At 68.8% G+C, this 23,729-nt stretch carries 28 protein-coding genes, 1 pseudogene and 1 riboswitch; of the genes and pseudogenes, 20 read left to right on the plus strand and 9 right to left on the minus strand.

What is annotated here, in order from left to right; genetic code table 11:
* The 8 genes from V6M46_RS06155 to gcvP all read left to right on the plus strand — a co-directional run.
* Positions 1-117, plus strand: a 117-nt coding sequence (locus V6M46_RS06155) for a DUF1290 domain-containing protein (RefSeq protein WP_332662934.1), incomplete at its 5' end; no start/stop codon positions are given.
* Entirely contained in the window at positions 110-814 is a 705-nt protein-coding gene (locus V6M46_RS06160) for a DUF881 domain-containing protein (RefSeq protein WP_332662899.1), read from the plus strand. The genes V6M46_RS06155 and V6M46_RS06160, both read left to right, overlap by 8 nt.
* A gap of 18 nt (positions 815-832) precedes the next feature.
* Positions 833-1,210, plus strand: a complete 378-nt coding sequence (gene gcvH, locus V6M46_RS06165) for a glycine cleavage system protein GcvH (protein WP_332662900.1) — start codon at positions 833-835, stop codon at positions 1,208-1,210.
* A gap of 100 nt (positions 1,211-1,310) precedes the next feature.
* A complete protein-coding gene (locus V6M46_RS06170; protein ID WP_332662901.1) occupies positions 1,311-1,763 on the plus strand; it encodes an FHA domain-containing protein in 453 nt (150 codons plus the stop codon).
* The gene (ftsR, locus tag V6M46_RS06175; protein ID WP_332662902.1) at positions 1,760-2,479 is read left to right on the plus strand and encodes a transcriptional regulator FtsR; all 720 of its coding nucleotides are present in this window, start codon (positions 1,760-1,762) and stop codon (positions 2,477-2,479) included. Before V6M46_RS06170 ends, ftsR begins: the two co-directional genes overlap by 4 nt.
* A gap of 3 nt (positions 2,480-2,482) precedes the next feature.
* Positions 2,483-2,962: a bifunctional nuclease family protein gene (locus V6M46_RS06180; RefSeq protein WP_332662903.1), complete on the plus strand. Its 480-nt coding sequence runs from the start codon at positions 2,483-2,485 to the stop codon at positions 2,960-2,962.
* Positions 2,963-3,140: 178 nt separating this feature from the next.
* Positions 3,141-3,725: a MerR family transcriptional regulator gene (locus V6M46_RS06185; RefSeq protein WP_332662904.1), complete on the plus strand. Its 585-nt coding sequence runs from the start codon at positions 3,141-3,143 to the stop codon at positions 3,723-3,725.
* A 71-nt stretch (positions 3,726-3,796) separates the two neighbouring features.
* Positions 3,797-3,885: riboswitch (glycine riboswitch) on the plus strand.
* Between the two features lie 83 nt (positions 3,886-3,968).
* Complete coding sequence (gene gcvP, locus V6M46_RS06190; protein ID WP_332662905.1) at positions 3,969-6,794, plus strand: aminomethyl-transferring glycine dehydrogenase; 2,826 nt, start codon at positions 3,969-3,971, stop codon at positions 6,792-6,794.
* Positions 6,795-6,934: 140 nt separating this feature from the next.
* Here the strand turns inward: gcvP and V6M46_RS06195 are convergent, their stop codons facing one another.
* Complete coding sequence (locus V6M46_RS06195; RefSeq protein ID WP_332662906.1) at positions 6,935-7,681, minus strand: alpha/beta fold hydrolase; 747 nt, start codon at positions 7,679-7,681, stop codon at positions 6,935-6,937.
* A 141-nt stretch (positions 7,682-7,822) separates the two neighbouring features.
* Here V6M46_RS06195 and V6M46_RS06200 point away from each other — a divergent pair, with 141 nt between their 5' ends.
* From V6M46_RS06200 to V6M46_RS06210, 3 genes are read left to right on the plus strand one after another with little or no spacing between them, the layout of a single operon-like run.
* Positions 7,823-8,401 (plus strand): hypothetical protein, encoded by a 579-nt coding sequence (locus V6M46_RS06200; RefSeq protein ID WP_332662907.1) that lies wholly within the window; start codon positions 7,823-7,825, stop codon positions 8,399-8,401.
* Entirely contained in the window at positions 8,398-8,997 is a 600-nt protein-coding gene (locus V6M46_RS06205) for a hypothetical protein (protein ID WP_332662908.1), read from the plus strand. Before V6M46_RS06200 ends, V6M46_RS06205 begins: the two co-directional genes overlap by 4 nt.
* On the plus strand, positions 8,994-9,644 hold the full coding sequence (locus V6M46_RS06210) for a hypothetical protein (protein WP_332662909.1): 651 nt from the start codon (positions 8,994-8,996) through the stop codon (positions 9,642-9,644). Before V6M46_RS06205 ends, V6M46_RS06210 begins: the two co-directional genes overlap by 4 nt.
* Here the strand turns inward: V6M46_RS06210 and V6M46_RS06215 are convergent.
* Positions 9,633-10,892 (minus strand): hypothetical protein, encoded by a 1,260-nt coding sequence (locus tag V6M46_RS06215; RefSeq protein ID WP_332662910.1) that lies wholly within the window; start codon positions 10,890-10,892, stop codon positions 9,633-9,635. The genes V6M46_RS06210 and V6M46_RS06215 overlap by 12 nt on opposite strands.
* Before the next feature lie 109 nt (positions 10,893-11,001).
* On the opposite strand from V6M46_RS06215, the gene V6M46_RS06220 reads away from it, so the two are divergent.
* The 4 genes from V6M46_RS06220 (at position 11,002) to V6M46_RS06235 (ending at position 12,947) form a co-directional block, all read left to right on the plus strand.
* Positions 11,002-11,661, plus strand: coding sequence for an alpha/beta fold hydrolase (locus tag V6M46_RS06220; protein WP_332662912.1), 660 nt, complete (start codon positions 11,002-11,004; stop codon positions 11,659-11,661).
* Positions 11,658-12,023 (plus strand): hypothetical protein, encoded by a 366-nt coding sequence (locus V6M46_RS06225; RefSeq protein ID WP_332662913.1) that lies wholly within the window; start codon positions 11,658-11,660, stop codon positions 12,021-12,023. Before V6M46_RS06220 ends, V6M46_RS06225 begins: the two co-directional genes overlap by 4 nt.
* Positions 12,016-12,405 (plus strand): hypothetical protein, encoded by a 390-nt coding sequence (locus tag V6M46_RS06230; protein ID WP_332662914.1) that lies wholly within the window; start codon positions 12,016-12,018, stop codon positions 12,403-12,405. Before V6M46_RS06225 ends, V6M46_RS06230 begins: the two co-directional genes overlap by 8 nt.
* An 86-nt stretch (positions 12,406-12,491) precedes the next feature.
* Positions 12,492-12,947, plus strand: coding sequence for a hypothetical protein (locus V6M46_RS06235; RefSeq protein ID WP_332662916.1), 456 nt, complete (start codon positions 12,492-12,494; stop codon positions 12,945-12,947).
* A gap of 1 nt (position 12,948) precedes the next feature.
* On the opposite strand, the gene V6M46_RS06240 is transcribed toward V6M46_RS06235, so the two are convergent.
* Positions 12,949-13,782 (minus strand): hypothetical protein, encoded by an 834-nt coding sequence (locus tag V6M46_RS06240; protein WP_332662917.1) that lies wholly within the window; start codon positions 13,780-13,782, stop codon positions 12,949-12,951.
* A gap of 310 nt (positions 13,783-14,092) precedes the next feature.
* On the opposite strand from V6M46_RS06240, the gene V6M46_RS06245 reads away from it, so the two are divergent.
* A complete protein-coding gene (locus tag V6M46_RS06245; protein ID WP_332662919.1) occupies positions 14,093-15,265 on the plus strand; it encodes an RtcB family protein in 1,173 nt (390 codons plus the stop codon).
* A 69-nt stretch (positions 15,266-15,334) separates the two neighbouring features.
* Here V6M46_RS06245 and cobA read toward each other — a convergent pair whose 3' ends face one another.
* The 4 genes from cobA to V6M46_RS06265 are packed head-to-tail and all read right to left on the minus strand — an operon-like array spanning position 15,335 to position 19,596.
* Complete coding sequence (gene cobA / locus V6M46_RS06250) at positions 15,335-16,543, minus strand: uroporphyrinogen-III C-methyltransferase (protein ID WP_332662920.1); 1,209 nt, start codon at positions 16,541-16,543, stop codon at positions 15,335-15,337.
* Complete coding sequence (locus V6M46_RS06255; RefSeq protein ID WP_332662921.1) at positions 16,540-17,850, minus strand: sulfate adenylyltransferase subunit 1; 1,311 nt, start codon at positions 17,848-17,850, stop codon at positions 16,540-16,542. Before V6M46_RS06255 ends, cobA begins: the two co-directional genes overlap by 4 nt.
* Entirely contained in the window at positions 17,850-18,761 is a 912-nt protein-coding gene (gene cysD / locus V6M46_RS06260; protein ID WP_332662923.1) for a sulfate adenylyltransferase subunit CysD, read from the minus strand. Before cysD ends, V6M46_RS06255 begins: the two co-directional genes overlap by 1 nt.
* A 37-nt stretch (positions 18,762-18,798) precedes the next feature.
* Entirely contained in the window at positions 18,799-19,596 is a 798-nt protein-coding gene (locus V6M46_RS06265) for a phosphoadenylyl-sulfate reductase (protein WP_332662924.1), read from the minus strand.
* Positions 19,597-19,802: 206 nt separating this feature from the next.
* Between V6M46_RS06265 and V6M46_RS06270 the strand changes: the two genes are divergently transcribed.
* Together V6M46_RS06270 and V6M46_RS06275 are read left to right on the plus strand one after the other, a co-directional pair.
* Entirely contained in the window at positions 19,803-19,949 is a 147-nt protein-coding gene (locus V6M46_RS06270; protein WP_332662926.1) for a GPGG-motif small membrane protein, read from the plus strand.
* Between the two features lie 77 nt (positions 19,950-20,026).
* The gene (locus V6M46_RS06275) at positions 20,027-20,650 is read left to right on the plus strand and encodes an L-threonylcarbamoyladenylate synthase (protein WP_332662927.1); all 624 of its coding nucleotides are present in this window, start codon (positions 20,027-20,029) and stop codon (positions 20,648-20,650) included.
* A 2-nt stretch (positions 20,651-20,652) separates the two neighbouring features.
* Here V6M46_RS06275 and V6M46_RS06280 read toward each other — a convergent pair whose 3' ends face one another.
* On the minus strand, positions 20,653-21,888 hold the full coding sequence (locus tag V6M46_RS06280; RefSeq protein WP_332662929.1) for a sensor histidine kinase: 1,236 nt from the start codon (positions 21,886-21,888) through the stop codon (positions 20,653-20,655).
* Positions 21,885-22,541, minus strand: a complete 657-nt coding sequence (locus V6M46_RS06285; protein WP_332662930.1) for a response regulator transcription factor — start codon at positions 22,539-22,541, stop codon at positions 21,885-21,887. Before V6M46_RS06285 ends, V6M46_RS06280 begins: the two co-directional genes overlap by 4 nt.
* A 177-nt stretch (positions 22,542-22,718) precedes the next feature.
* On the opposite strand from V6M46_RS06285, the gene V6M46_RS06290 reads away from it, so the two are divergent.
* Positions 22,719-23,246: a hypothetical protein gene (locus V6M46_RS06290; protein WP_332662932.1), complete on the plus strand. Its 528-nt coding sequence runs from the start codon at positions 22,719-22,721 to the stop codon at positions 23,244-23,246.
* A 98-nt stretch (positions 23,247-23,344) separates the two neighbouring features.
* Positions 23,345-23,729 (plus strand): annotated as a pseudogene (locus tag V6M46_RS06295) (efflux RND transporter periplasmic adaptor subunit); the annotation flags it as partial.

The raw sequence follows: 23,729 nt of genomic DNA on the forward strand, positions 1-23,729 counted from the left end.
TATCTCGGCGACCAGCTCGGCGTGGGCTCGCAGCTCTCGACCGGAGTCGTCGTGGTGCTCGGCATCCGCATCTTCGCCAACGCGGCCGCGATTCGCCGGAGGATCTTCCATGCCTGACAAACGCTGGAAGTCGCTCCTGCGACCGACCGTCTCGCAACTGGTCGTCGCGGTCCTGATCGGTGGCCTCGCCTTCTCCATGACGGTGCAGATCCGTGACGACGACACCGATGACTACTCCGGCGTGCGCGGCGACGACCTGGTGGAGCTGCTGAAGTCGCTGGATGCTGCCAACGAGCGCCTCAGCACGCAGACCGAGGAACTGACCGCGACCCGCAACGGCCTGCTCGACCGCACCCAGCGCTCCGAGCAGGCCGAGAAGCAGGCCAAGCTGCGCGCCGAGCAGCTCGCCATCCTGGCCGGGACCTCAGGGGCCACAGGCCCCGGCGTCGAGGTGGTGGTCAACGATCCGAACAAGGACGTCGACGCGTCGCAGCTCCTCGACGCGATCGAGTCGCTGCGTGACGCCGGCGCGGAGGCAATCGCCATCAATGGCGTCGCCCGCGTCATCGCGCAGTCGTACTTCCTCGACGACGACGACGAGATCCGTGTTGACGGACGCGAGATCAAGCGGCCCTACCGCATCGAGGCGATAGGCGACTCCTCGACGCTCGCCGGGGCGGTACGCTTTCCCGGCGGACTCATAGACCGGATCTCGACACGAGGTGGCACGGCGATCGTTACCGAGAAGGACAAGGTCACGATCACGGCGCTCGCCGACATCAAGAGCCCTGAGTACGCTCGTCCATCTTCCTGACCTGGCTAGGAGCACGCGGTGATCCCTGAGGACCTCTATTACAGCGAAGAGCACGAGTGGGTGCGCCTTGACGAGGACATCGCCACGATCGGCATCACCGACTTCGCCCAGGACCAGCTGGGCGACATCGTCTACGTCGAGCTGCCGGCCGTGGGCGACCGGGTCGACGCCGGCGCCGTCATCGGTGAGCTCGAGTCGACCAAGTCGGTGTCGGACATCTTCTCCCCGCTCTCCGGCGAGGTCGTGTCCCGCAACGACGCCCTCGACGGCGGGCCCGAGGTCATCAACTCGGATCCCTACGGCGAGGGCTGGCTGATCAAGGTGCGTACGGCCGACGAGGACCCGTCCGCGTCGCTGCTCGAGGCCGAGGCCTACTCGGCGCTCGTGTCCGACTGAACGTACGCGCGATCTCCGCGTGTCATGTGACCGCGGGGTGCTAAGTTGGAGATGAAGTCTCAACCCGCACTCAAGACCCCGACCTCCAGGAGTGAACCCGATGTCAACGCCGGACCACGAGCCCGACGGAACCGCCGGACCGTTGCCTCCGAGTGATGACACGACGCACATCCCGATGCTCGATGCCGACACCGAGGAGATGACCGCGTCCGACGTCTCGGCGGTCGAGAACCTCCCGGCCGGCAGCGCGATGCTGTTGGTGCAGCGTGGCCCCGACTCGGGCGCGCGCTTCCTGCTCGACAGCGATGTCGTGACAGTCGGACGGCATCCGGACAGCGACATCTTCCTCGACGACATCAGCGTCTCGCGACGCCACGCGACCTTCACCCGCAGCGAGGCGGGCTACGCGATCGCCGACCTCGGCAGCCTCAACGGCAGCTACGTCAACCGTGACCGCATCGACAGCGAAGTGACGCTGTCGGGCGGCGATGAAGTGCAGATCGGCAAGTACCGCCTGATCTACTTCGCCGGAGCCCTGAAGGGCGAAGCGTGACCGAGCCGCTGCCGGAGCTCTCGAGGCTCGGCATCGGCAAGGTGCTCGATGAATTGCTGCCGGAGTTCCCGGACCTCACGATCACCAAGATCCGCTACCTCGAGTCCGAGGGCCTGCTGGAGCCTGAGCGTACGTCCTCTGGCTACCGCAAGTTCTCGTTCCGCGATGTCGAGCGCCTGCGGTTCATCCTGCGCCAGCAGCGCGACAAGTTCTGGCCGCTCGGCCACATCCGCCAGGTGCTCGACGACATGGATCGTGGAGTCGTCCCCGACACCGAGCTCGGTGCCACGACCCGGGTGCCCCGGCTGAGCCTGGCGACCGACGGCCTGCCGACCGCCGAGACGTTCGCCGAGCCCAGGAGCCACCTGCGGCTCTCGCGCGACGAGCTGCTCGAGTCTGCCGGCATCGACTCCGACACGCTCGACGCGATCGAGGAGTTCGGCCTGATCGTGCGCCGGCCCGCGCAGACCTACTACGACGGCGAGGCGCTGCAGGTTGCGGCGCTCGTCGGAGAGTTCGTCGAGCTCGGCATCGAGCCCCGTCACCTCCGCATCTTCCGTGCCGCTGCCGACCGAGAGGTCGCCCTGTTCGAGCAGGTCGTGACGCCGCGGGCCCGCCAGCTCGACAAGGAGGCCAGCGAGCAGACGGTGTCCGCCCTGGCCGCGCTGTCCGTTCGCCTGCAGAGCGTTCTTGTCAGAAGCCGATTGCGCGGCTAGACCATGCGCGAGGTCGAGGTCGTCGGGGTGCGGGTCGAGATGCCGACCAACCAGCCGCTGGTCCTGCTGAGGGAGCTCGACGGTGGCAGGTACCTGCCGATCTGGATCGGCGCGGTCGAGGCATCCGCCATCGCGTACGCCCAGCAGGGCACCGTGACGGCTCGCCCCTTGACGCATGAGCTGATGCAGCGCATCGTCGAGGCGCTGGCCGACGAGCTCAACGAGGTGCAGATCATCGACGTGCGAGACGGCATCTTCTACGCGACACTGATCTTCGCTTCCGGGGCCGAGGTCGAGGCTCGTCCGTCCGACTCCATCGCCCTGGCGCTGCGGTCGGGGGCGCGGATCCTGTGCGCCGAGGACGTGCTCGACGAGGCCGGCATCCTCGCGACGACGGACGAGGACGAGGAGATCGAGAAGTTCCGCGAGTTTCTCGACGAGATCAGCCCTGAGGACTTCGAGAAGCCCCCGCCCGAGGAGTGAGTCTCGAGTCTTACTTGAGACTTGAGGGTAGTGGTCCCTACGGCGACACGCCGGGGTTTACGCTCGGTCGTTGCTTTGGCAAACTCTCACCCTTACCTTGAGAGAACTACTGAAGGTACACGGATGTAGTTCCGTGGAGGTAGTCTTCCCCAATACACAGCATTGGAAGGCATTTCGGATGATCGAGTCACGCGACGACGACGTCACAGCCACCACGGAGGCCGTGGCGGAGGCCAACGACCAGGGCCTGCTGTTCACCGATGATGTCTCCCCGCTCCCGGAGGACGCCGGATTCCGCGGCCCCACTGCGTGCAGCGCCGCCGGGATCACCTACCGCCAGCTCGACTACTGGGCGCGGACCGGACTGGTCGAGCCGACCGTACGCTCGGCGACCGGCTCGGGCACGCAGCGTCTCTACTCGTTCAAGGACATCCTGCTTCTCAAGATCATCAAGCGTCTGCTCGACGCGGGCGTCTCGTTGCAGCAGATCCGCATCGCTATCGACCACCTCCGCGTCCGCGGCACCGACGACCTGACCCAGGTCACGCTCATGAGCGACGGCGCGAGCGTCTACGAGTGCCGTTCGGCCGACGAGGTCATCGACCTCCTGCAGGGTGGCCAGGGCGTGTTCGGCATCGCGATCGGTGGTGTGTGGAAGGAGATCGAGGGCTCGCTCCATGAGCTCCCGAGCGAGCGCGCGGTCGAGATCAGCCTGGCCGACGACGAGCTCGCCGCCCGGCGCCGCGCGCGCCTGTCGTCCTGACGGTCGCAGACGCGCCGAGTTCCACCATGTGGGAGTCGGGCCGTTGTGCCTTGCTAGACTGACGGTGCTGTCAACCGCGCGTGGGAGAGTTCGCCCAGGCGGCGCCGAAGGGGCAATTCCTCCCCGGAACCTCTCAGGCACCAAGGACCACGCGACCGAGGCAATTCTGGAGCACTCTGCCCGCACGGGAGCGTGACAGAAGGGGAGGGGCCGTTTCGACGCCTCTACCCTTGGAGTTCGCTCGTGTCACATGATTTCGCCGACCGTCACATCGGCCCCAGCAGGTCTGACCAGGACACCATGGTCCGCCGGGTCGGCTACGACTCCCTCGACGCACTGATGGCTGCCGCGGTCCCATCGGGCATCCGCAGCGCCGAGGCTCTCAACCTGCCGCCGGCGCAGACCGAGCCCGAGGCACTCGCAACCCTGCGCGCCCTCGCCGAGCGCAACAATCCCGCTGTGGCGATGATCGGCCTGGGCTATCACCCGACCGTGACGCCGGCCGTGATCCGTCGCAACGTGCTGGAGGATCCGTCCTGGTACACGGCGTACACGCCCTACCAGCCCGAGATCTCGCAAGGCCGCCTCGAGGCGCTGATCAACTTCCAGACCGTGATCGCCGACCTGACCGGGTTGACCACGGCCAACTCCTCGCTGCTCGACGAGGGCACCGCGGTGGCCGAGTCCATGACGCTGATCCGGCGCGCGACCAAGGGCAAGTCCGCGCTCCCGATCATCATCGACGCGGGCCTGCTCCCGCAGACCCTCGCGGTGACGCACACCCGCGCCAAGGCGCTGGGCATCGAGCTCGTCGAGGCCGACCTCGCCGATGGGGTGCCTGACATCGAGGCGGCCGGCACGATCATCGCCTACCCGCGGACCGACGGGCAGATCGTTGACCCGAGGCCGGCCATCGACGCCGCACACGCGTCGGGTGGACTGGCCGTGGTCGTCGCCGACCCGTTGGCGCTCGTGCTCCTCGCCTCGCCGGGCTCGATGGGCGCCGACGTCGTCGTCGGCTCGAGCCAGCGGTTCGGCGTGCCGATGTTCTATGGCGGACCGCACGCGGGGTTCATGGCCGTCCGCGCTGGCCTGGAGCGTCACCTTCCCGGCCGCCTGGTCGGTGTCTCCGTCGACAGCGCGGGGCGTCCGGCATACCGGCTGGCCCTGCAGACCCGTGAGCAGCACATCCGTCGCGAGAAGGCGACATCCAACATCTGCACGGCCCAGGTGCTGCTGGCCGTCGCCGCGTCGATGTACGCGGTCTACCACGGGCCCGACGGCCTGCGGAAGATCGCGCAGCAGGTCAACGAGAAGGCCCGGCTGCTCGCTGCCGGCCTGCGTGGCGGGGGAGTCGACGTCGCTGAGGGAGGCTTCTTCGACACCGTTGTCGCCCACGTGCCGGGCGATGCGGCCGGCATCGTGGCCAAGGCCCGGGAGGCCGGCGTGCACCTGCGGCTCGTCGACGCCGACCACGTCGGCGTGACGACCAACGAGACGACGACACATGCCCACCTCGACGCGGTGTGGAACGCGTTCGGCGTGGCCGGCGCCGCGGAGGCGCCCGAGTCGTTGCCGGGGTCGCTGCTGCGCACGGACGAGATCCTCACCCACCCGGTGTTCCACGAGCACCACAGCGAGACGCAGATGTTGCGCTACCTGCGCAAGCTCAGCGACCGCGACTACGCCCTCGACCGCGGCATGATCCCGCTCGGCTCGTGCACCATGAAGCTCAACGCGACGGCCGAGATGGAGCCGATCAGCTGGCCGGGCTTCGCCGACCTTCACCCGTTCGTGCCGGCGGAGGACGCCGCCGGGATGATCGAGCTGGTCGAGACGCTGGAGTCGTGGCTCGCCGAGGTCACCGGCTATGCCGCCGTGTCGATCCAGCCCAATGCCGGCTCGCAGGGTGAGTTCGCCGGGCTGCTGGCCATTCGGGCCTACCACCTCAGCCGCGGTGACGAGCACCGCGACGTATGCCTGATCCCCGCGTCGGCGCACGGCACCAACGCCGCGTCGGCGGTCATGGCCGGTATGCGCGTCGTCATCGTGAAGTCGACCGACCAGGGCGAGATCGACCTGGCGGACCTGCAAGCCCAGTGCGACGAGCACTCTGAGGACCTCGCCGCGATCATGGTGACGTACCCCTCGACGCACGGCGTCTACGAGCACGGCATCACCGAGCTGTGCGAGATCGTGCACAGCCACGGCGGCCAGGTGTACGTCGACGGCGCCAACCTCAACGCACTGCTGGGGCACGCCGCACCGGGCCAGTTCGGCGGCGACGTCTCGCACCTCAACCTGCACAAGACGTTCTGCATCCCGCACGGCGGTGGCGGACCCGGAGTCGGCCCGGTCGCCGTGGCGGAGCACCTCGTACCGTTCCTCCCCACGCACCCGCTGCACCCGGTGGAGAGCAAGCGTGAGGGAGTCGGTGCGATCAGCGCCGCCCCGTACGGATCTGCCGGCATCCTGCCGATCCCGTACGCGTACATCGCGATGATGGGCGCCGAGGGCCTGACCGACGCGACCTCGGTCGCGGTGCTGTCGGCCAACTACATCGCCAAGCGCCTCGAGAGCGCGTTCCCGGTGCTCTACACGGGCGACAACGACCTGGTGGCCCACGAGTGCATCCTGGACCTGCGACCCCTCACGAAGGCGTCAGGGCTCAGCATCGACGATGTCGCGAAGCGGCTCATCGACTACGGATTCCATGCGCCGACGATGAGCTTCCCGGTGCCGGGCACGCTGATGGTCGAGCCGACCGAGTCCGAGGACCTCGCCGAGCTCGATCGCTTCTGCGACGCGATGCTGGCGATTCGTGCGGAGATCGACGCCGTGATCGCGGGGGAGTACCCGGATGATGACAACCCGCTTGCCCACGCGCCGCACACCATGCGGGATCTGCTCGACTGGAAGCACGCCTACTCGATCGAGACCGGTGCGTTCCCGGCCGGATCCGTGGATGACAAGTACTGGCCGCCAGTCGGCCGGATCGACCAGGCGTACGGCGACCGCAACCTGGCCTGTTCCTGCCCCCCGATCGAAGCCTTCGCCGAACAACGCTGAGGAGAGGGTTGTGGACCGGTGAGGAGAGGGTTTCCGCGCGCTCTTGCAGCGCTATCCCTCTCGCCGCTGGCCCACAACCCTCTCGTCAGGGGGGCGTAACCCGCCCCCTGCTCGCGGAGCTCGCGGGGGTACCCCCATCCTCAGCGGAGGGTGGTGAACCAGTGGATGATCTGGTCGACGACGGGGCCGGGAGTCTTGACCCACATGACGTGGTGGTTCGTGCCGCCCTCGGGCACGGCGTCCTTCGCGTACACCCAGCGGGTCGTGCGATCGGGGTCGAGGAACGCCTCGACGAACGCCTTGTTGGCCCTCGAGACGGCGTACGTGTCGCCCTGCAGCTGCACCACGAGTGACGGGGTCGCGATGCGGCGGGGCACGTCGAACGGGGGCCTGCCGGTTCGTACGAATCGAGCCCACTCGCGCATCAACGTACGCGCGCCCGGGGCGCCGAAGAACGGCTTGGGCAGGTAGCCGAGCGCGCGTGTCACGACCGGCACACTCACTCCCATGAACAGCACCGGCAGCCCGCCCTTGGGGTACGACCGGAAGTGGGGCACCGACGCACCGACGGTCACGAACCCGTCGCTCGGCGGGTGATGCAGCTCGTGGCCGGCGCCGATCTGGGAGCCGAGGCTGTGGCCCAGCAGGATGACGGGCCGATCGGGTTGGTCGGCGCGGGCCTTGGCGACCTCGTCGGCGATCCCCGCCATCTCGTCGGCGTAGCTCCAGTCGTGGGACCGCGAGGCGATCGGTTCGTCTCGTTCGAAGCCGCGGGTCGGGAGTGCCCTGGCCTGCCAGCCTCGTTGCTCGAACTCGGCGACCAATGGGCGGTAGTACGCGGAGGGCACCGCCATCGCGGCGGAGATCAGGACCAGGGGCGCGGGCATGCCGCACATTATGACACCGACGCTGTCATCGTCGGATCGCTGCGTGGTCGTGACAGGGCGTGCTTTACGATCATCCTCATGTCAGGGGAGGGATGGCGACAGCATGTGTCGTCATGGTGGCAGGCCCGCAGCATTCGTCAGATGATCCTCATGGCCGGCGCGGTCGTGCTGCTGGTCTCCGGTCTCTTCGGCGGGCTGCGCGACGCCCCGGTCGAGGCCGCCGAGCCGCTCGTCGTCGGGAGCCCCCACGAGGCGGCACCGTTCACGCTGACGGTCGAACGCGCCCGTTGGACGTCCGACCTGGGCGAGATCGGCAAGACCGAGCGCGGGCGTTACCTCATCGTGATCGTCACGGTTCGCACCGACGCCGATCGCTCGGTCGACCTGTCGATCCTCCAGCAGGCCGTCGCGCTTCAGAACGTCGCCGGGGTCTACAAAGCCATGGACGGCGACAAGATCGTGGCGAGCGAGAAGGCGAAGCCGGCGGTCCATGTGCTCGCGGACGGCACCCGGATGTCGGCGTTGCCGCCGGGGCTGACGTACGAGCTCGCGTACGTCTGGGAGCAGAACGGGAGCGAACCAGTGCCGACCGAGCTCAGCGTGGCGTCACGCGCGCACACGTGGCGGCAGAGCTCGCTCGACGACCAGATGAACTGGTTCGACGAGACGATCGACGCCGTCGGCACCGTGCCCGTGACCGAGGCCAAGGCGACATCGTGAGGTGGCCGGTCCCACGCCGGGCGCAGCTCGGCACAGGCGCACTCGTGATCGCCGCGTTGTCGCTGGGACAGGTGCTGGTCGAGCACCTGCCGTCGCACCAGCGCGCCGGTCGTGCCTTCGAGCGCGAGATCGCGATCGGCCAGACCGTCCAGCTCCGTACGGGGTCGCTCACGGTGACCGGGGTGGACGGTGCGCGCTCGGTGAAGCCGGCGCAAGGTGATCGCGTCGTCTCACCGGGTCTCGTCCTCGTGGTCAGGTTCGACTTCACGCCGAGCGTGCCGGAGACCACCATCACGTACGGAGAGCTGCGCGATGCGGACGAGAGGGTCACGACCGTGAGCCTGTTCGGTGTGCGGAGCGTCATCACCTGCCCTCGGCCGCCGGTGGGCATCACGACGCACTGCACGGCGCTGGTCGAGGCCGCCCCGAGCGCCTTGGCGGGTGCGCAACTTGCTCTCGGGCCGAGCGCGATCGACCCGCGCTTCGACGACATGGCGGTGGCAGACCTCGACATCACCGAGCGTGAGGTCAAGGAATGGAAAGACCGTGCGGAGCCGCTCGACGTACCGGCCCCGGCAGTGGCGGGCATGTCATGAGCACCTGGGCGCGACGCAACCGCAAGGCGCTGCTGCTGCTGCCGGTCGCGGCGATCACCGCTGTGCTGGCGAGCAGCTCGCGGATCGAGGACTACTGGTGGACCAAGGGACTGCACGACGGGACCAAGGCGGACGCATCGGGCGTCGTCCACTTCTCGGACGCGTACGACGACGGTTACCTGACCTATCCCATCGAGGCGAGCATCGCGCTCAAGGCGGTGGAACCGGTCACCACGATCCAGAGCCACCTCGGCAAGCCGGAGCCGGTCACGGCGCCTGACGGGGCCATGGTCTGGCGGGTCGGCCTGAGGTTCGAGGCCGATCCCGACACGGCGCTGTCCGGATGCAAGATCGCGATCGTCGATGCCGACGGCACACGTTACGACGCTGAGCCGCGCCAGTTCGAGTCTCGCGGCTCCACCCCGATCCACACGTGTGTGCCGGACGAGACACCCGGGCCTCAGGCGACTGTCGGGAGCACAGCGGCGCCGAAGGTCGCCGAAGGGGAGGCGCCGCGGCCCCCGGCGTACGACACCGTCGTCTACGTCGTCACGCCGGTCGGCGTAAAACCCCGGGCCGTGCGGGTGTGGTGGTTCCCACCGAAGTACGCCGAGCTGCCGGTCGAGGACGCCGCGTCACGCGGCTGAGCTGGGCGCCTCAGCCGCCAGGTGCTCGTCCCGCCGGCGTACGACCCGGTCGATCGCGGCCCCCAGGAGCCCGACCAGCAGCAGGCTGTAGACCGCGTCGGCCAGGATGTCGAGGTAGGGCGAGAGCGCCAGGGCGGTGTCCCGGTCGAGCGGTCCGACCACGATCCGCCACACCTCGCCCACCATCACGCCCGACTGGCTCGCGACGATGAACACCAGGCAGAACAGCAGCATCGGCACCAGGCCACCCACGATGATGAGCCGGAGGCCGTCACCCAGACCGCGGAATCGTCCACGCAGGTCGGCGGTCGCCTCGGCACCGATCCGGCGCACCGGAGCAGGGATGCGCGCGACCGGTCGGAGCAGCGGCGAGGCCGGCTTCGCCGGGCGCGGCACGTCGATGCGCCGGCCGAGGGCGACGGCGCCGACGGTCAGCCACGCGATCGGGATCACGACGATGCCGTCGGCGTCGCCGATGACATCACCCGCCCACTGCGCGATCGAGCGCAGCGGGTCGCCGATCGGCCCCACGGCGTCGGTCAGGGTCGCCCAGCGATCCTCGGTCCACGCCACGAACCGGCGGTCACCGACCCAGGTCCACGCGCGATCCTGGTAGTTGGTGAACTGCCGCGCGATGAGGAACAGCCACAGCACCTCGACGTACGCCGCGAGCAGGCCCCACGTCGTGTGCCGCGCGGGCAGGTCCAGCTTGTCGATCGCGAAGCGCAGCACCAGCGCCACCACCACGATGCCGACCATCAGGGCGCCGTCGGCAATGATCGTGCGACCGGTGTCGGCCGAGTCGCCGTAGAACCCACCGGCGCTGCCGAAGATCTCGTCGTACGAGGCCGCGTTGACGAACAGCCGGATGTCCTCCTTGAGGTAGCCCTGGGCGGCGTACACCGTGAGGAACGGGATGAGGGTGCTCGCGAGGAGGCCGAGCCATGGCGTCGTGGCCGTCTGCTGGCCCTCATCGGCGCCGAACGACGCTGAGGTGAGCGAGGTCGAGACGACCCGGAGCATCAGGATGATCGCTGTCAGCGTCGCCAGGGGCGCCAGGGGCAGCATGAAGCCTGCGATGGTCGGGTTGTGGGCGCTGACCTCGACCGATGCCCACAGCACACCGTTGCGGATCGTGGAGCCGAAGAGGTAGATCACCAGGAGGGTGGGAGCATGCCGCACCACAAGCCGCAGCCCGTTGATGATGACCGCCAGCGCATCGCCGAGCACCCCCCGTGCGTTCTCCACGGCATGATCCTAGAGGTGGCGTACGTGGGTATGTCGACCAGATCGGTCCATGACCTGAAGCAGCCCGCTCACGGTGCGCCGGTTGGGTGGTCGTGCCAGCATCGATCCCATGCCAGGGCCGCGACTCGACCGCTACAGCACGCCGGACTCGCCACGCGCGATCGTCCTGCTCCTGCACGGCGGCCAGGAGCGCAGCGTCGAGCCGGTCGAGAACAAGCACGCGAGCTGGTGGCGGATGGCGTTGCTGGCGCGCTCGTTGCGCCGGTTCGGGCGCAGGCACGAGCTCTCGGTGAGCCTGCTGCAGTATCGCCAGCGGGGGTGGAACTCCCAGACCGACCCCGCGCCCGTACGCGATGCGCGTTGGGCGCTCGGCCAGCTCACCGCCGCGCACCCCGGCGTGCCGGTCGTGCTGGTCGGCCACTCGATGGGCGGCCGCGTGGCCTGCCGGGCCGCCGACGACCCGGCGGTGGTCGGGATCGTGGGGCTGGCGCCGTGGCTGCCGCCCGGCGAGCCGGACCGGGCGATCGCGGGCCGGCACCTGCGCGTCCTGCACGGCACGGCGGACCGGTGGACGTCGCCGGCCGCCAGCAGGGCGTACGTCGAGCGCACACGCGGAACGACCGCGAGCGCGTCGTGGCAGCCGCTGGAGGGTGCGGGCCACTTCATGCTCCGCCGCTTGTCGACGTGGAGACGCTTCGTGGAAGACTCGGTCACGGAGATCCTGACCGCCACCTCGCACGAGGAGGCCCCGAACAAAGGCATCGCGTGACCGACCTCGTGGCGTACGTCGTCGCCCTGGCTGCCGTCATCGTCGGCGCGTTCGCCGGCTGGCACACGCTGCGCCGGCTCCCGTTCAGCAACCCCCTGTTCTACGCCGTCGCGGCGCTCGAGGTCCTGCTGATCGCGCTGCTGGTCGGCGGCTCGATCGCCCTCGGCTCGACCGACCGGGACATCGACGGCGCGCTGTTCGTGTCCTACCTCGTCACGATCGTCCTGATCCCGCCCGCCGCGGTGCTGTGGGGCGTCGCCGAGAAGTCGCGGTGGGGCACCGGCGTCGTCGTCGTCGCGATGCTGACGATCGCTGTGCTGTGCGTACGCCTGCTCGGCATCTGGAAGAACGCGTATGTCTGACACGTCCCACGGCTTCGGGCGGGTGCTCGTGGCGGTCTACGCCGTGTTCGCGCTGGCGGCGTCGGCGCGGTCGATCTTCCAGCTGGTGACGAAGGCCGGCGATGCCCCGTTCGCCTACTCGATGTCGGCGTTCGCCGGACTGGTCTACGTCGTGGCCACGATCGCCCTGGCGCGCAGCCAGCGGCGCCTCGCCCTCGCGACGATCAGCATCGAGCTCGTCGGCGTGCTGGTGACCGGGGTGCTGTCGCTGGTCGACGACTCGCTGTTCCCGGACCAGACGGTGTGGTCGGGATTCGGGGAGGGCTACGGCTTCGTGCCGCTCGTGCTGCCCCTCGTGGGACTCTGGTGGCTCCGGCGGACGGCGGAGCCAGGGCAGAGTTAAGGCCCTACGCACTCATACCGCGTAGGGCCAGATCCATTCAATCCCGGGAGTCACTCGAGCCCCGGTAGCGACACGGAGAACAGTGCATGAATTCGGACTACGAGCTCTTCTCACGCTGGCGGGTCGAACGCGGCCGCGAGGCGTTGTGGGACGTGCTCGAGGCCCTGCTCGACTCGCCCGATCCGCTGCCGTGGTGGCCATCCGTGCAGGTCACGGCGTATGACGGCGACAACCTCGACCTGCGCGCCGCCAGCGGTCTGGGGTACGCCGTGGCGTTCCGGCTCGCCAACCTGGAGTCCCGGCGACCGCACCACCTGGCCTTCACCTCAGAGGGAGATCTGCGCGGGCGGGGTGAGGTCACGTTCGTCGAGCTGACCCCCGAGACCTCCGCGATGGACATCGACTGGCGGGTCGCGACGGACCGCCGATGGATGCGCTGGACGGCCTGGATCCTGCGGCCGGTGTTCGTCGTGGGTCACCACATCGTCATGCGTCAGGGCGAGAAGCACCTCAACGCGTGGCTGCGGGCGCACGCACGCTGAGTCAGACCCCGCAGGTCGCGCGGAAGTAGGCGTAGAACGCCTTTTGCTGGTCGCCGTCGAGCGGCAGGTAGAACCAGGAGTTGTCCGGGAGCCCCGGAGCCAGGACCCGCATGCCGAACAGTCGCCCGACCTTGTCCTCGGCCAGCGCGTGCGGATCGCATCGGGCCGGCACGACCGACATCACGATCCGAGTCGGCTGCTCGGAGGAGATCGGCTCATCGACGTCCACGGGGGAGTCGCCGGCCTGCCGGAACAGCGGCGTCGACTCGAAACCCCCGAAACGTACGTCGTCGCGTTTGCCCGTCGGCGTCAGCGTGATCGGCACCCGAAGCACTGACGTGGGACCCGTGCCCTCGACCTGCGGGGTGCCGACCTCGAGGTCAGCGGCCTCGGCCAGTGTCTTCCTGGCGCAGTCACGGTCCAGCAGCAGCCCTATCGCCTTGAAGGGATCGTCGGCCCTGCCGACCGACTCGCGTTCATCGGAGTCGCCGGTGCGGTACGTCAGTCGTACCGAGGCGTCCACGCCGTCGCCGCAACGCCCCGGAGGCATCGTGAACTCGAGGTCGGCCTGCTGGCCGGGCTCCATCGACTCGTCGCCCTGCCAGGTCACGCGGTCGAACCGCGGGGAGGAGAGGACGAAACCCGTGATGGTCAGCGGGCTCTTGGTGTTGTTCTCGACCCGGACGAAGACATTGCGGGTCTTGCGCTCGAGCCGAGTCTGGTCGACGTGCATCACGATGCCTGAGGGCAGCGGTTCGCGTTCGGGTTCGTCGCCACAGGCCGCCAGGCCCGCGACCAGCACGGCGGCGCACAGGAGGTCCGCGGGACGCTTCATGCCCACATTCTGGCGCGCACGAGGCACACCGCTCGCGGCGACATGCGGTAGTGTCCTCACTCGCACCGATCCGCAACAGGCGGGCGACGACCGAAGGGAAGGCTCACAATGACCTACGCATCGAACCTGAGCGCCCGATTCGGCGTGCCCGGAAGCTCGTCCTTGCTCGACGAGAAGCGCCCTGCGGATGATGCCCCGTACCCGGAACCAGACCTGGCCACCTAGCCAGCTGCTCCGGCACCACGAGCCTCGACCGCACCTGCGGCCGAGGCTCTTTTTGTATGTCCACACCTCACGAGAAAGCAGAACCATGGAGAAGATATCGAAGCGGCTCGTCAACTGGGCCTCGATCCTGGAGGCGAAGACTCGCACCCAGGCCGAGGTGGCCAGCACGATGCCCTTCGTCTACCCACACATCGCCCTGATGCCGGATGCCCACCTGGGCAAGGGAGCGACCGTCGGCTCGGTCATCCCGACCCTCGGTGCGATCATCCCGGCGGCGGTCGGCGTCGACATCGGCTGCGGCATGATCGCGGTCAAGACGACGTACGCACTCGAGGACCTGCCGGCGGACCGGCGTGCCCTGCGCGAAGCGATCGAGCGGGCCATCCCGTTGTCGGCCGGCAACGCCAACCAGTCCATCACCCGCGAGCACACCCACGCGCGGCTCGCGGAGCTGCGCGCGGACGCCGAGCAGGCCGGCTTCGACCCGGCTGACCGGGCGGGCCGCTGGGAGAAGCAGCTCGGCACGCTGGGCTCGGGCAACCACTTCATCGAGGTCAGCCTCGACGAGGATGACCAGGTGTGGCTGTTCCTGCACTCGGGTTCGCGGGGTGTGGGCAACATGATCGCCCAGCGCCACATCAAGATCGCGCAGCAGCTGTGCGAGAAGTGGTGGATCGATCTTCCCGATCGTGACCTCGCCTACCTCGTCGAGGGGACGGACGAGTTCTGGGCGTACATCCGTGAGCTGCGGTGGGCGCAGAAGTACGCGCTGCTCAACCGCGAGGAGATGATGGACCGAGTCGTGACGTGCTTCGCGGAGTGGGTCGGTGTGGATGCAGTGGAGCGGGTCGAGGAGATCAACTGCCACCACAACTACACGACCCAGGAGCGGCACTTCGGCAAGGACGTGTGGCTGTCGCGCAAGGGCGCCATCGACGCCTCGGAGGGCACTCCGGGGCTGATCCCTGGCTCGATGGGCACGCGGTCGTACGTCGTGGTGGGCAAGGGCGACGTGTTGTCGCTCAACTCCTCGCCGCATGGCGCGGGGCGGGAGTACAGCCGTTCCCGGGCCCGGAAGACGTTCACCCAGGACGACCTGCGGGCCGCGATGGGTGACATCGAGTACCGCGACACCGACGCGTTCGTCGACGAAATCCCCGCTGCGTACAAGGACATCGACGTGGTGATGGAGGACGCCAAGGACCTCGTCGAGGTGCGGCACACGCTGCGGCAGATCGTCAACGTCAAGGGCGACTGACGCTGGGAGTGACGTTTGGGTCGTGACACGCCGTGTCACCCCGACGCAAACGTCACTCCCAGCGGGAACCTAGGCCGGGGGCCAGGCGGGGGACAGCGTGACGACATCGCCGATGATCGTGACGGCCGGCGGCTGGGCGTCGACGGCCTCGGCGCGGGCGGCGATCGTGGCCAGGGTGCCGACTGTCACCCGCTGCTCGTCGCGGTATCCGCTCTCGACGAGAGCGGCCGGCGTCTCTTGGTCGTGACCCGCGGCGATGAGCTCGGTCGCGGTCTCGGCGAGCCGCTTGACGCCCATCAGCATCACGATGGTGTGCGCGCGGTTGCGTGGCAGGTCAGCCAGCGACTCGTGGCCAGTGACGACCGTGAAGCCACGCGAGATGCCGCGATGGGTGACGGGTATGCCCGCGGCAGCGGCCACCGCGATGGCGCTCGTGACGCCGGGCACGACCTCGACCGGGATGCCGGCCTCCTGGCACGCGATGAGCTCCTCGCCACCGCGGCCGAAGACGTACGGGTCGCCGCCCTTGAGGCGGACCACGATCTTGCCCTGCTTGGCGCGGTCGACGAGGATCGCGTTGATCTCGTCCTGGGGGATCGGGTGGTGATCCGGCTTCTTGCCGACGTCGATGACCTCGACATCCGCAGGCAGCTCGGCGAGCACGCCGTGCGGCGCGAGCCGGTCGATGACGACGACATCGGCCTCGGCCAGCAGCCGCCTGCCGCGGGTCGTCAGCAGGCCGGGGTCGCCGGGCCCGCCGCCGACGAGGGCGACGAAGCCGTCGGGGTGATGCGTACGGTGGCGCAGCGGGAGCTCGCCCGACTGCAGCGCCGCTGCCACGCCGTCGCGCAGGGCCGCGGCCCGTCCGGCGTCGCCGCCTCCGCTGATGGCGACCGTGACGTCGTCGACTCGGGCCACCGCCGGCGACCAGGCGGTTGCGTGATCGGGGTCGCCGCCCTTGAGGCACCAGATCTGGCGCGACTCGGCGTCATCGGCGACCTGGCCGTCGACCGCGGGATCGGCGGTCGCGGTCTGCACGAGCCAGGCACCCTCGAGGTCGCCGGTCTCGTACGTCCGCTGGATCCACTCGACCTCGCCCCGGTCGATCGACGAGGCGAGGGAGTCCGACACGACGGGCGCGATCACGACGACGCGTGCACCCGCATCGAGCAGCGAGAGCGTACGCCGCGTGGCGACGTGTCCGCCGCCCACGACGACCACCTTGCGGCCGGCCACACGAAGGGTCAGCGGGAAGCTCCCGTGCGTACTCGAACTCATACGAGAAGGGTAGTGTCGCCGATCGCTTCCATGGCGGCCTTGGTGTCGAGCAGCGCATCGCCGACCATGCCCGCAGCAAGCGTCCCGCCGTCCTGCGCGTCGACCAGCAGGAAGGCGCCGGTGCCGCGGGCGTGGATGTACTCCTCGGCCGGGATCGGAGCGGCGAGCCTGAGCTTGACGTGCCCGATGTCGTTGAGTCCCAGCGAGTCGGCCGGCAGCAGGCGTGCGTTGTCGAGGTCGAGCTTGCCGCCGATGGCCTTGACCATGGCCTGCACCGTGCGGGTGCCGTGCTTGAGCAGCACCTTGGTGCCCGGCACCAGCGAGTTCTCGGCGAGCCAGGCGATCGTCCCGTCGATGTCCTGCGTGACGGGCGGGACGCTGCGCGACGTCACCAGGAGGTCGCCGCGCGAGATGTCGATGTCGTCGGCCAGCCGCAGGGTCACGGACTGGGGCGCAAACGCCTCGGCCAGCTCCCGGCCGGCGAAGTCGATGCCGACGACGGTGCTGGTGCGACCGCTCGGCTGCACCGTGACGGCGTCGCCGACGCGGACCAGGCCCGACGCGATCTGCCCGGCGTAGCCGCGATAGTCGCGGAACTCCTCGCCAGCAGCCGACTGCGGCCGGATCACGAGCTGCACAGGGAACCGCAGCGGCTCGGAGTGCGGGGACCCGACGGGGGAGAGCTGCTCGAGGTATGCGAGCAGGCTCGGCCCGTCATACCAGGGCGTACGGTCGGAGCGGTCGACGACATTGTCGCCGTCGAGGGCCGAAACCGGGATCGTGGCGACGTCGTAGAGGCCGAGGCTGCGCGCAGAGGCGAGGACCTCGTCCGACACGCGGTTGTAGGTCTCCTCGTCGAAGTCGACCAGGTCGATCTTGTTGACCACGACGATGACGTGCGGCACGCGGAGCAGTGACGCGACGGCCAGGTGGCGGCGGGTCTGCTCCTGGATCCCGTGGCGTACGTCGACCAGCAGCACGACGACGTCCGCGGTGCTGGCGCCGGTCACGGTGTTGCGGGTGTACTGCACGTGCCCGGGGCAGTCGGCCAGGATGAACGAACGCTCGGCCGTGGCGAAGTAGCGGTAGGCCACGTCGATCGTGATGCCCTGCTCGCGCTCCGAGCGCAACCCGTCGGTCAGGAGTGCGAGGTCTGCCGACGCCAGCCCACGGTCGCGGCTGACCCGCTCGACGGCATCGAACTGGTCGGCGAGGACGGACTTCGAGTCGTACAGCAGGCGACCGACCAGGGTGGACTTGCCGTCGTCGACCGAACCAGCGGTCGCCAGGCGGAGGAGCGTCCTCATCAGAAGTAGCCTTCCTTCTTGCGGTCCTCCATGGCGGCCTCGGATGCCCGATCGTCAGCCCGGGTGGCCCCTCGCTCGGTCAACCGTGTGGCGGCGACCTCGCGGATGACGTCGTCGACCGTGACAGCATCGCTCTCGACGGCGCCGGTGCACGACATGTCGCCGACGGTGCGATAGCGGACCTGGCGCTTCTCGACGACCTCGCCGTCGCGGGGCTGCGACACCTCGCTGACGCTGATCAGCATCCCGTCACGCTCGAACACCTCGCGCTGGTGCGCGTAGTAGAGCTCCGGCAGCTGGATGTTCTCGGCGCCGATGTACTGCCAGACGTCGAGCTCGGTCCAGTTGCTCAGCGGGAACACGCGGACGTGCTCGCCGGGGCGGTGCTTGCCGTTGTAGAGGTTCCACAGCTCGGGGCGCTGGTTGCGCGGGTCCCACTGGCCGAACTCGTCGCGCAGGGAGAACACCCGCTCCTTGGCCCGGGCCTTCTCCTCATCCCGCCGGCCGCCGCCGAACACCGCGTCGAACTTGTGGCTCGTGATCCCGTCGAGCAGGGGCTGGGTCTGCAGCTGGTTGCGGGTGCCGTCGCTGCGCTCGCGCAGGCGGCCGTCGTCGATGTAGTCCTGCACGCTGGCGACCTCGAGGCGTATGCCCAGGCGCTCGACCGTGGCGTCGCGGAATGCCAGCACCTCAGGGAAGTTGTGCCCCGTGTCGACGTGCATCACGGGGAACGGCACGGGGGAGGGCCAGAACGCCTTGACCGCGAGGTGGAGCATCACGACCGAGTCCTTGCCGCCGGAGAACAGCAGCACGGGTCGCTCGAACTCGGCGGCCACCTCGCGGATGATGTGGATCGCCTCGGACTCCAGCCACTCGAGCTGGGTGAGACGGCGTTCGTCAGTCAGGGTCATCGGTGCCTTGTCGGGGTGCGGTGTCTCGTGGAGGGGATCAGGCGTGCAGGCCGCACTCGGTCTTGTCGAGGCCGGCCCAGCGACCCGCGCGGGGGTCCTCGCCCGGGGCGACGCGTCGGGTGCACGTGGCGCACCCGATCGACGGGTAGCCGTCATTGACCAGTGGGTTGACGATGACGTCGTTGTCGTCGGCGTATGCGAGGAGGTCGTCGAACGACCAGGCGGCGAGGGGATTGACCTTGACCAGGCCGTTCTTGTCGTCCCACGTCACGAACGGGGTGTTGGCGCGGGTCGGCGCCTCGTCGCGGCGTACGCCGGTGATCCACACCTCGTAACCCTGCAGCGTGTCGTGCAGCGGCTCTACCTTGCGCATCTGGCAGCACAGGGCCGGATCGCGCTCGTAGAGCTTCTCGCCGAACTCGGCGTCCTGCTCGGCGACGCTGCGACGCGGCTTGACGTCGACGATCGAGAGCTGCATCGATGCCTCGACCGCGTCGCGGGTGCCGATCGTCTCGGCGAAGTGGTAGCCGGTCTCGAGGAAGAGCGTGTCGACCCAGGGCAGGTGACGGGCGACGACGTGGGGGAGGACGGCATCGGCCATCGAGCACGCGACGGCGGTGCGGTAGCCGAACTCCTCGGCCACCCAGGCCAGGATCTCGGCGGTGTCGGAATCGGCGAAGCGCTCCTGCGCTGCCTCGGCGATCGCCTTGAGCTCCTCGTTGCTGCGTCGAGGGGCGAGCTGAGACTCGCGCGAAGCGAGGTGCGCCGTGCGCTCCTCGTCATGGGCGATCTGCTGCTGGCGCCGTTCGGCAAGGGTGAGAACCGTGGGGGCCATGCTGCTCACCTCTTCCAGGATGTCGGAACGCTGCGTCCTCCAGAATAGGTCGGCCCCGCGCAGCGTCCCACAACGTGGCGAACTGTCCGGATGCCGGAACGCATTCAGGTGACGCACGTCACATGCAGGTCGATTAGAAACGCAGGCGGCGGGGTAGTGCTGACATCGGTGGCCACCGCCACCACTGAGGAGAGGGAGCAACAACCATGGGGTTCATCTTGTGGATCATCGCGGTCATCATCGCGATCTACGGAATTCTGCGGCTCGTCCGCGGAGACATCTTGTGGGGCATCATCCTGTTGGTCGTTGCGGCGGCGGTCGGCCCGGGGGGTTGGACAGTCTTCAACAGTTGACTCACCCGAAGGGCCGCGCACGGATGCGCGGCCCTTCGTCATGTCCGGACGCCTCAATTGGTCGTACGCTCACCTATATGGCGCGATTCATCGAGATCCATCCCGACAACCCACAACAGCGATCCGTCGACCAGGCGGCAGCCGTGATCCGCGACGGGGGGCTCATCGCCTACCCGACCGACTCGGGCTTTGCCCTCGGTGCCCAGCTCGGCAACAAGGACGCCCTCGAGCGCATCCGCACGATCCGCCAGCTCGACGACAAGCATCACTTCACCCTGGTGTGCAAGGACTTCGCGCAGATGGGCCAGTTCGTGCACGTCGACAACGCCATCTTCCGGGCGGTCAAGGCTGCGACGCCGGGTCCGTACACGTTCATCCTGCCGGCCACCCGCGAAGTGCCACGGCGGCTGCTGCACGACAAGAAGAAGACCGTCGGCGTACGCATACCCGACAGCAAGATCGTCACGGCACTGCTGACGGCCCTGGGTGAGCCGCTGCTCTCGACGACGCTGATCCTGCCCGGCAGCACCGAGCCGATGACAACTGCGTGGGAGATCGCCGAGGCGTTGGACGGCCAGGTCGACGCGGTCGTCGAGTCAGGTGCCGACGTCATCGCCGAGCCCACGACCGTCATCGACTTCTCCGACGGCTTCGCCGAGGTCGTACGCGTCGGCGCGGGAGACCCCACGCCGTTCGAGTAGGGCTACCGGTCGGTCGCGGCCGGCAGGACGACGTGGACGACGAGCCCGCCGCCGTCTCGCGGTTCCGCGGTCACGTCGCCGTGGTGAGCGGTGGCCACCGACCGTACGATCGACAGCCCCAGGCCGGCACCCTTGGCGGTCGCGAGTCGTTCGCTGTCGATCCGGCGGAACGGCTCGAACAGCATCGGGATGTCGTACGGCGGCACGTCGGGCCCGGTGTTGCTGACCTCGAGCCGCACCATGCCGTCGTTGCTCATCCGACTCGTCACGCGTACCCACCCGTCCGCTGGGACGTTGTGCCGGATGCCGTTCTCGACCAGGTTCTGCACGAGCCGCTCCAGCAACAGGGCGTCGCCGCTCACCACGGTCTCGTCGAGGTCCTCGTGGACGACGACACCGGAGGCCTCGGCCTCGCGTGTGGTGTCGGCGATGACGTGCTCGACGACATCCGCGAGGTCGACCGGCGCCTGCTCGATGATCTCGTTCTCGCTGCTGGCCAGCAGCAGGAGTCCGGTGATGAGCCGCTCGTGGCGGGCATTGATCTCCAGCAGGTCGTCGCCGAGCTGTACGAGATCGTCAGAGGCGGACTTGCGGTGCATCGCGAGCTCGACCATCGCCCGGCTGAGCGTGAGGGGCGTACGCAGCTCGTGCGAGGCGTTGGCGACGAAGCGGCGCTGACCCGCGAACGACCGGTCCAGGCGCTCGACCATGGTGTCGAATGTGTCGGCCAGGTCCTTGACCTCGTCGTCCGGTCCGCGCAGGGCGATCCGCTCGTGCAGGCCGCGCTCAGCGACCGGTGCGGCCGCGATGCGCCGCGCCGTCTCGGTGACCTGGCGCAGCGGGGCGAGCGTACGCCCGGCGATGAGCCAGCCGAACCCGACGGCGACGCCGCCGACGATCGCGAGCGCGATGGCACCTTGCGTGATGAGCGAGTTGGTCGCGGCGCTCTCGATCCGGCTGCGCTCGCCGATCAGGAACTGCTGGGCGTCGTCGCCGGTCAAGGTCTTGCCGTCGACCCTCACGGCGGCGTTCTCGGGCACGGCGGTTGGAGCCTCGCCCGGGTCCAGCGAGGCGATCCGCACGCTGCCGCCCCGGCTGATCTGCTGGTGGAACAGCCCGTACGTCGAGCCGAGCAGCACGATGCCGGCGGCGAAGAACAGCCCGCCGTAGATCAGCGTCAGCCGCGCTCGCAGCGTGATGCGCCGCGGCAGTAGGCGGCGTACGTGCATGATCGTCATGAGATTCGGTACCCCACTCCCGTGATCGTGTCGACGAGCGAGGGCTCGCCGAGCTTGCGGCGCAGCTTGTGGATCGTGAGCCTCACGGCGCCCGTGAACGGGTCGGCGTTCTCGTCCCACGCCTTCTCCAGCAGCTGTTCGGCCGACACCGTGGCGCCGTCCGCACGGAGCAGCTCGGTCAGGACCGCGAACTCCTTCTTCGACAACGGGACATACCGGTCACCCCGGAAGACCTCGCGTCGGGACGGGTCGAGTGTCACCTCGCCGCGGCGCAGCACCGGGGGAGCGGCGGGCCGTGATCGACGTCCGAGAGCCAGCACCCGGGCGGCGAGCTCCTGGAACGCGAACGGCTTCGTGAGGTAGTCGTCGGCACCGATTCCCAGCCCCATGACCCGGTCGGTGATCTCGGCGGCCGCCGTCAGCATGAGCACTCGGGTCGGTGCAGGCGAGGCGACGATCTGGCGGCAGACCTCGTCGCCGTGGATGACTGGGATGTCGCGGTCGAGCACGAGGACGTCGTAGTCGTTGACCGTCAGGCGCTCGAGCGCCGCCGATCCGTCGTGGGCCACGTCGACCGCGTGGGACTCGTCCCGCAACCATTCCGCGATTGCGTCGGCGAGCCGCGGCTCGTCCTCCACCACCAGTACGCGCATGCGTGTGCTCCTTCGTCGGGTCCGTCCATCGTCCGGGAGCCCGCGTTTCGTCGACGTTAGCGACGGGACATCGCTGCATAGGCGGATTTGGCAGGAAACACAGAGGAAACTCAGGCCCGCGTTCGATGGGTCTCGTCCGGCCGGATCGGCCGGCGCGACGAAGCAAGGAGAACACCCATGAAGCGAACACACACGCTGCTGGCCGCGCTGTTGCTCGGCCTCACCCTGATCCTCGCCGGGTGCGGGTCGGACGGCGGATCCGACGACGGCGTGGCGAGCGCGACGGGCAAGGACTCGAAGAAGGACTCCGACGACGCCACGTCCGAGGAGGACCGCCAGGAGGCGGGCCTCAAGTTCGCGAAGTGCATGCGGGAGCACGGCATCGAGATGGAGGACCCCAAGGGCGGCCGGATCGAGATCAAGGGTGGTCCCGGCGACCAGGCGGCGATGGAGAAGGCTCAGGAGGCGTGCCAGAAGTACCTGCCGAAGATCTCCGAGGCGGATCGGAAGCAGATGAACGAGCGGGGCCTCGAGTTCGCCCAGTGCATGCGCAAGAACGGCGTCGAGGAGTTCCCCGACCCCAAGGGCGGCATGATGCGCATGAACGAGGGCATCGCGGACGACCCGGACTTCGAGAAGGCGCAGGAGGCATGCCAGGACATCATGGGTGGTCCTCGGCTGAGCACGGGCGGTAAAGGCGCATGAGGCTATCCCTCCGTCGCCGCGCGACTGGATCAGGACGCGATGAGCATCCGCGGCGACGACGACGCCGGCTGCGTACGTTCGCCATCGCAGGAGCGTCGGTGGTCGTGCTCGGTGGGATCGCCGCGGCGGTCCTGGGCCTCGGCACCGGCGACGGCAACAAGGCCAACGCCGACACGTCATTGCCGCCCAAGACCACGAAGGTGACCCAGGAGACGCTGCTCGACACCAGCACGACCGGCGGCGAGCTGGGCTTCGGCGCCGCGACGACGGCGAGCAGCCGCCTGAACGGAACCGTCACCAAGCTGCCGTCGGTGGGGGACACGGTCGGCCGTGGTGAGTCCCTCTACGAGGTCGACGACATACCGGTCACGCTGATGTACGGCTCACTGCCGGCGTACCGCGAGCTCAAGGACGGCGTCGAGGGCGATGATGTCGAGCAGTTCGAGGCCAACCTCGCGGCCCTGGGCTATGTGGGGTTCGACG

The sequence above is a fragment of the Aeromicrobium sp. genome (genome assembly GCF_036676885.1).
Taxonomy (GTDB): Bacteria; Actinomycetota; Actinomycetes; order Propionibacteriales; family Nocardioidaceae; genus Aeromicrobium.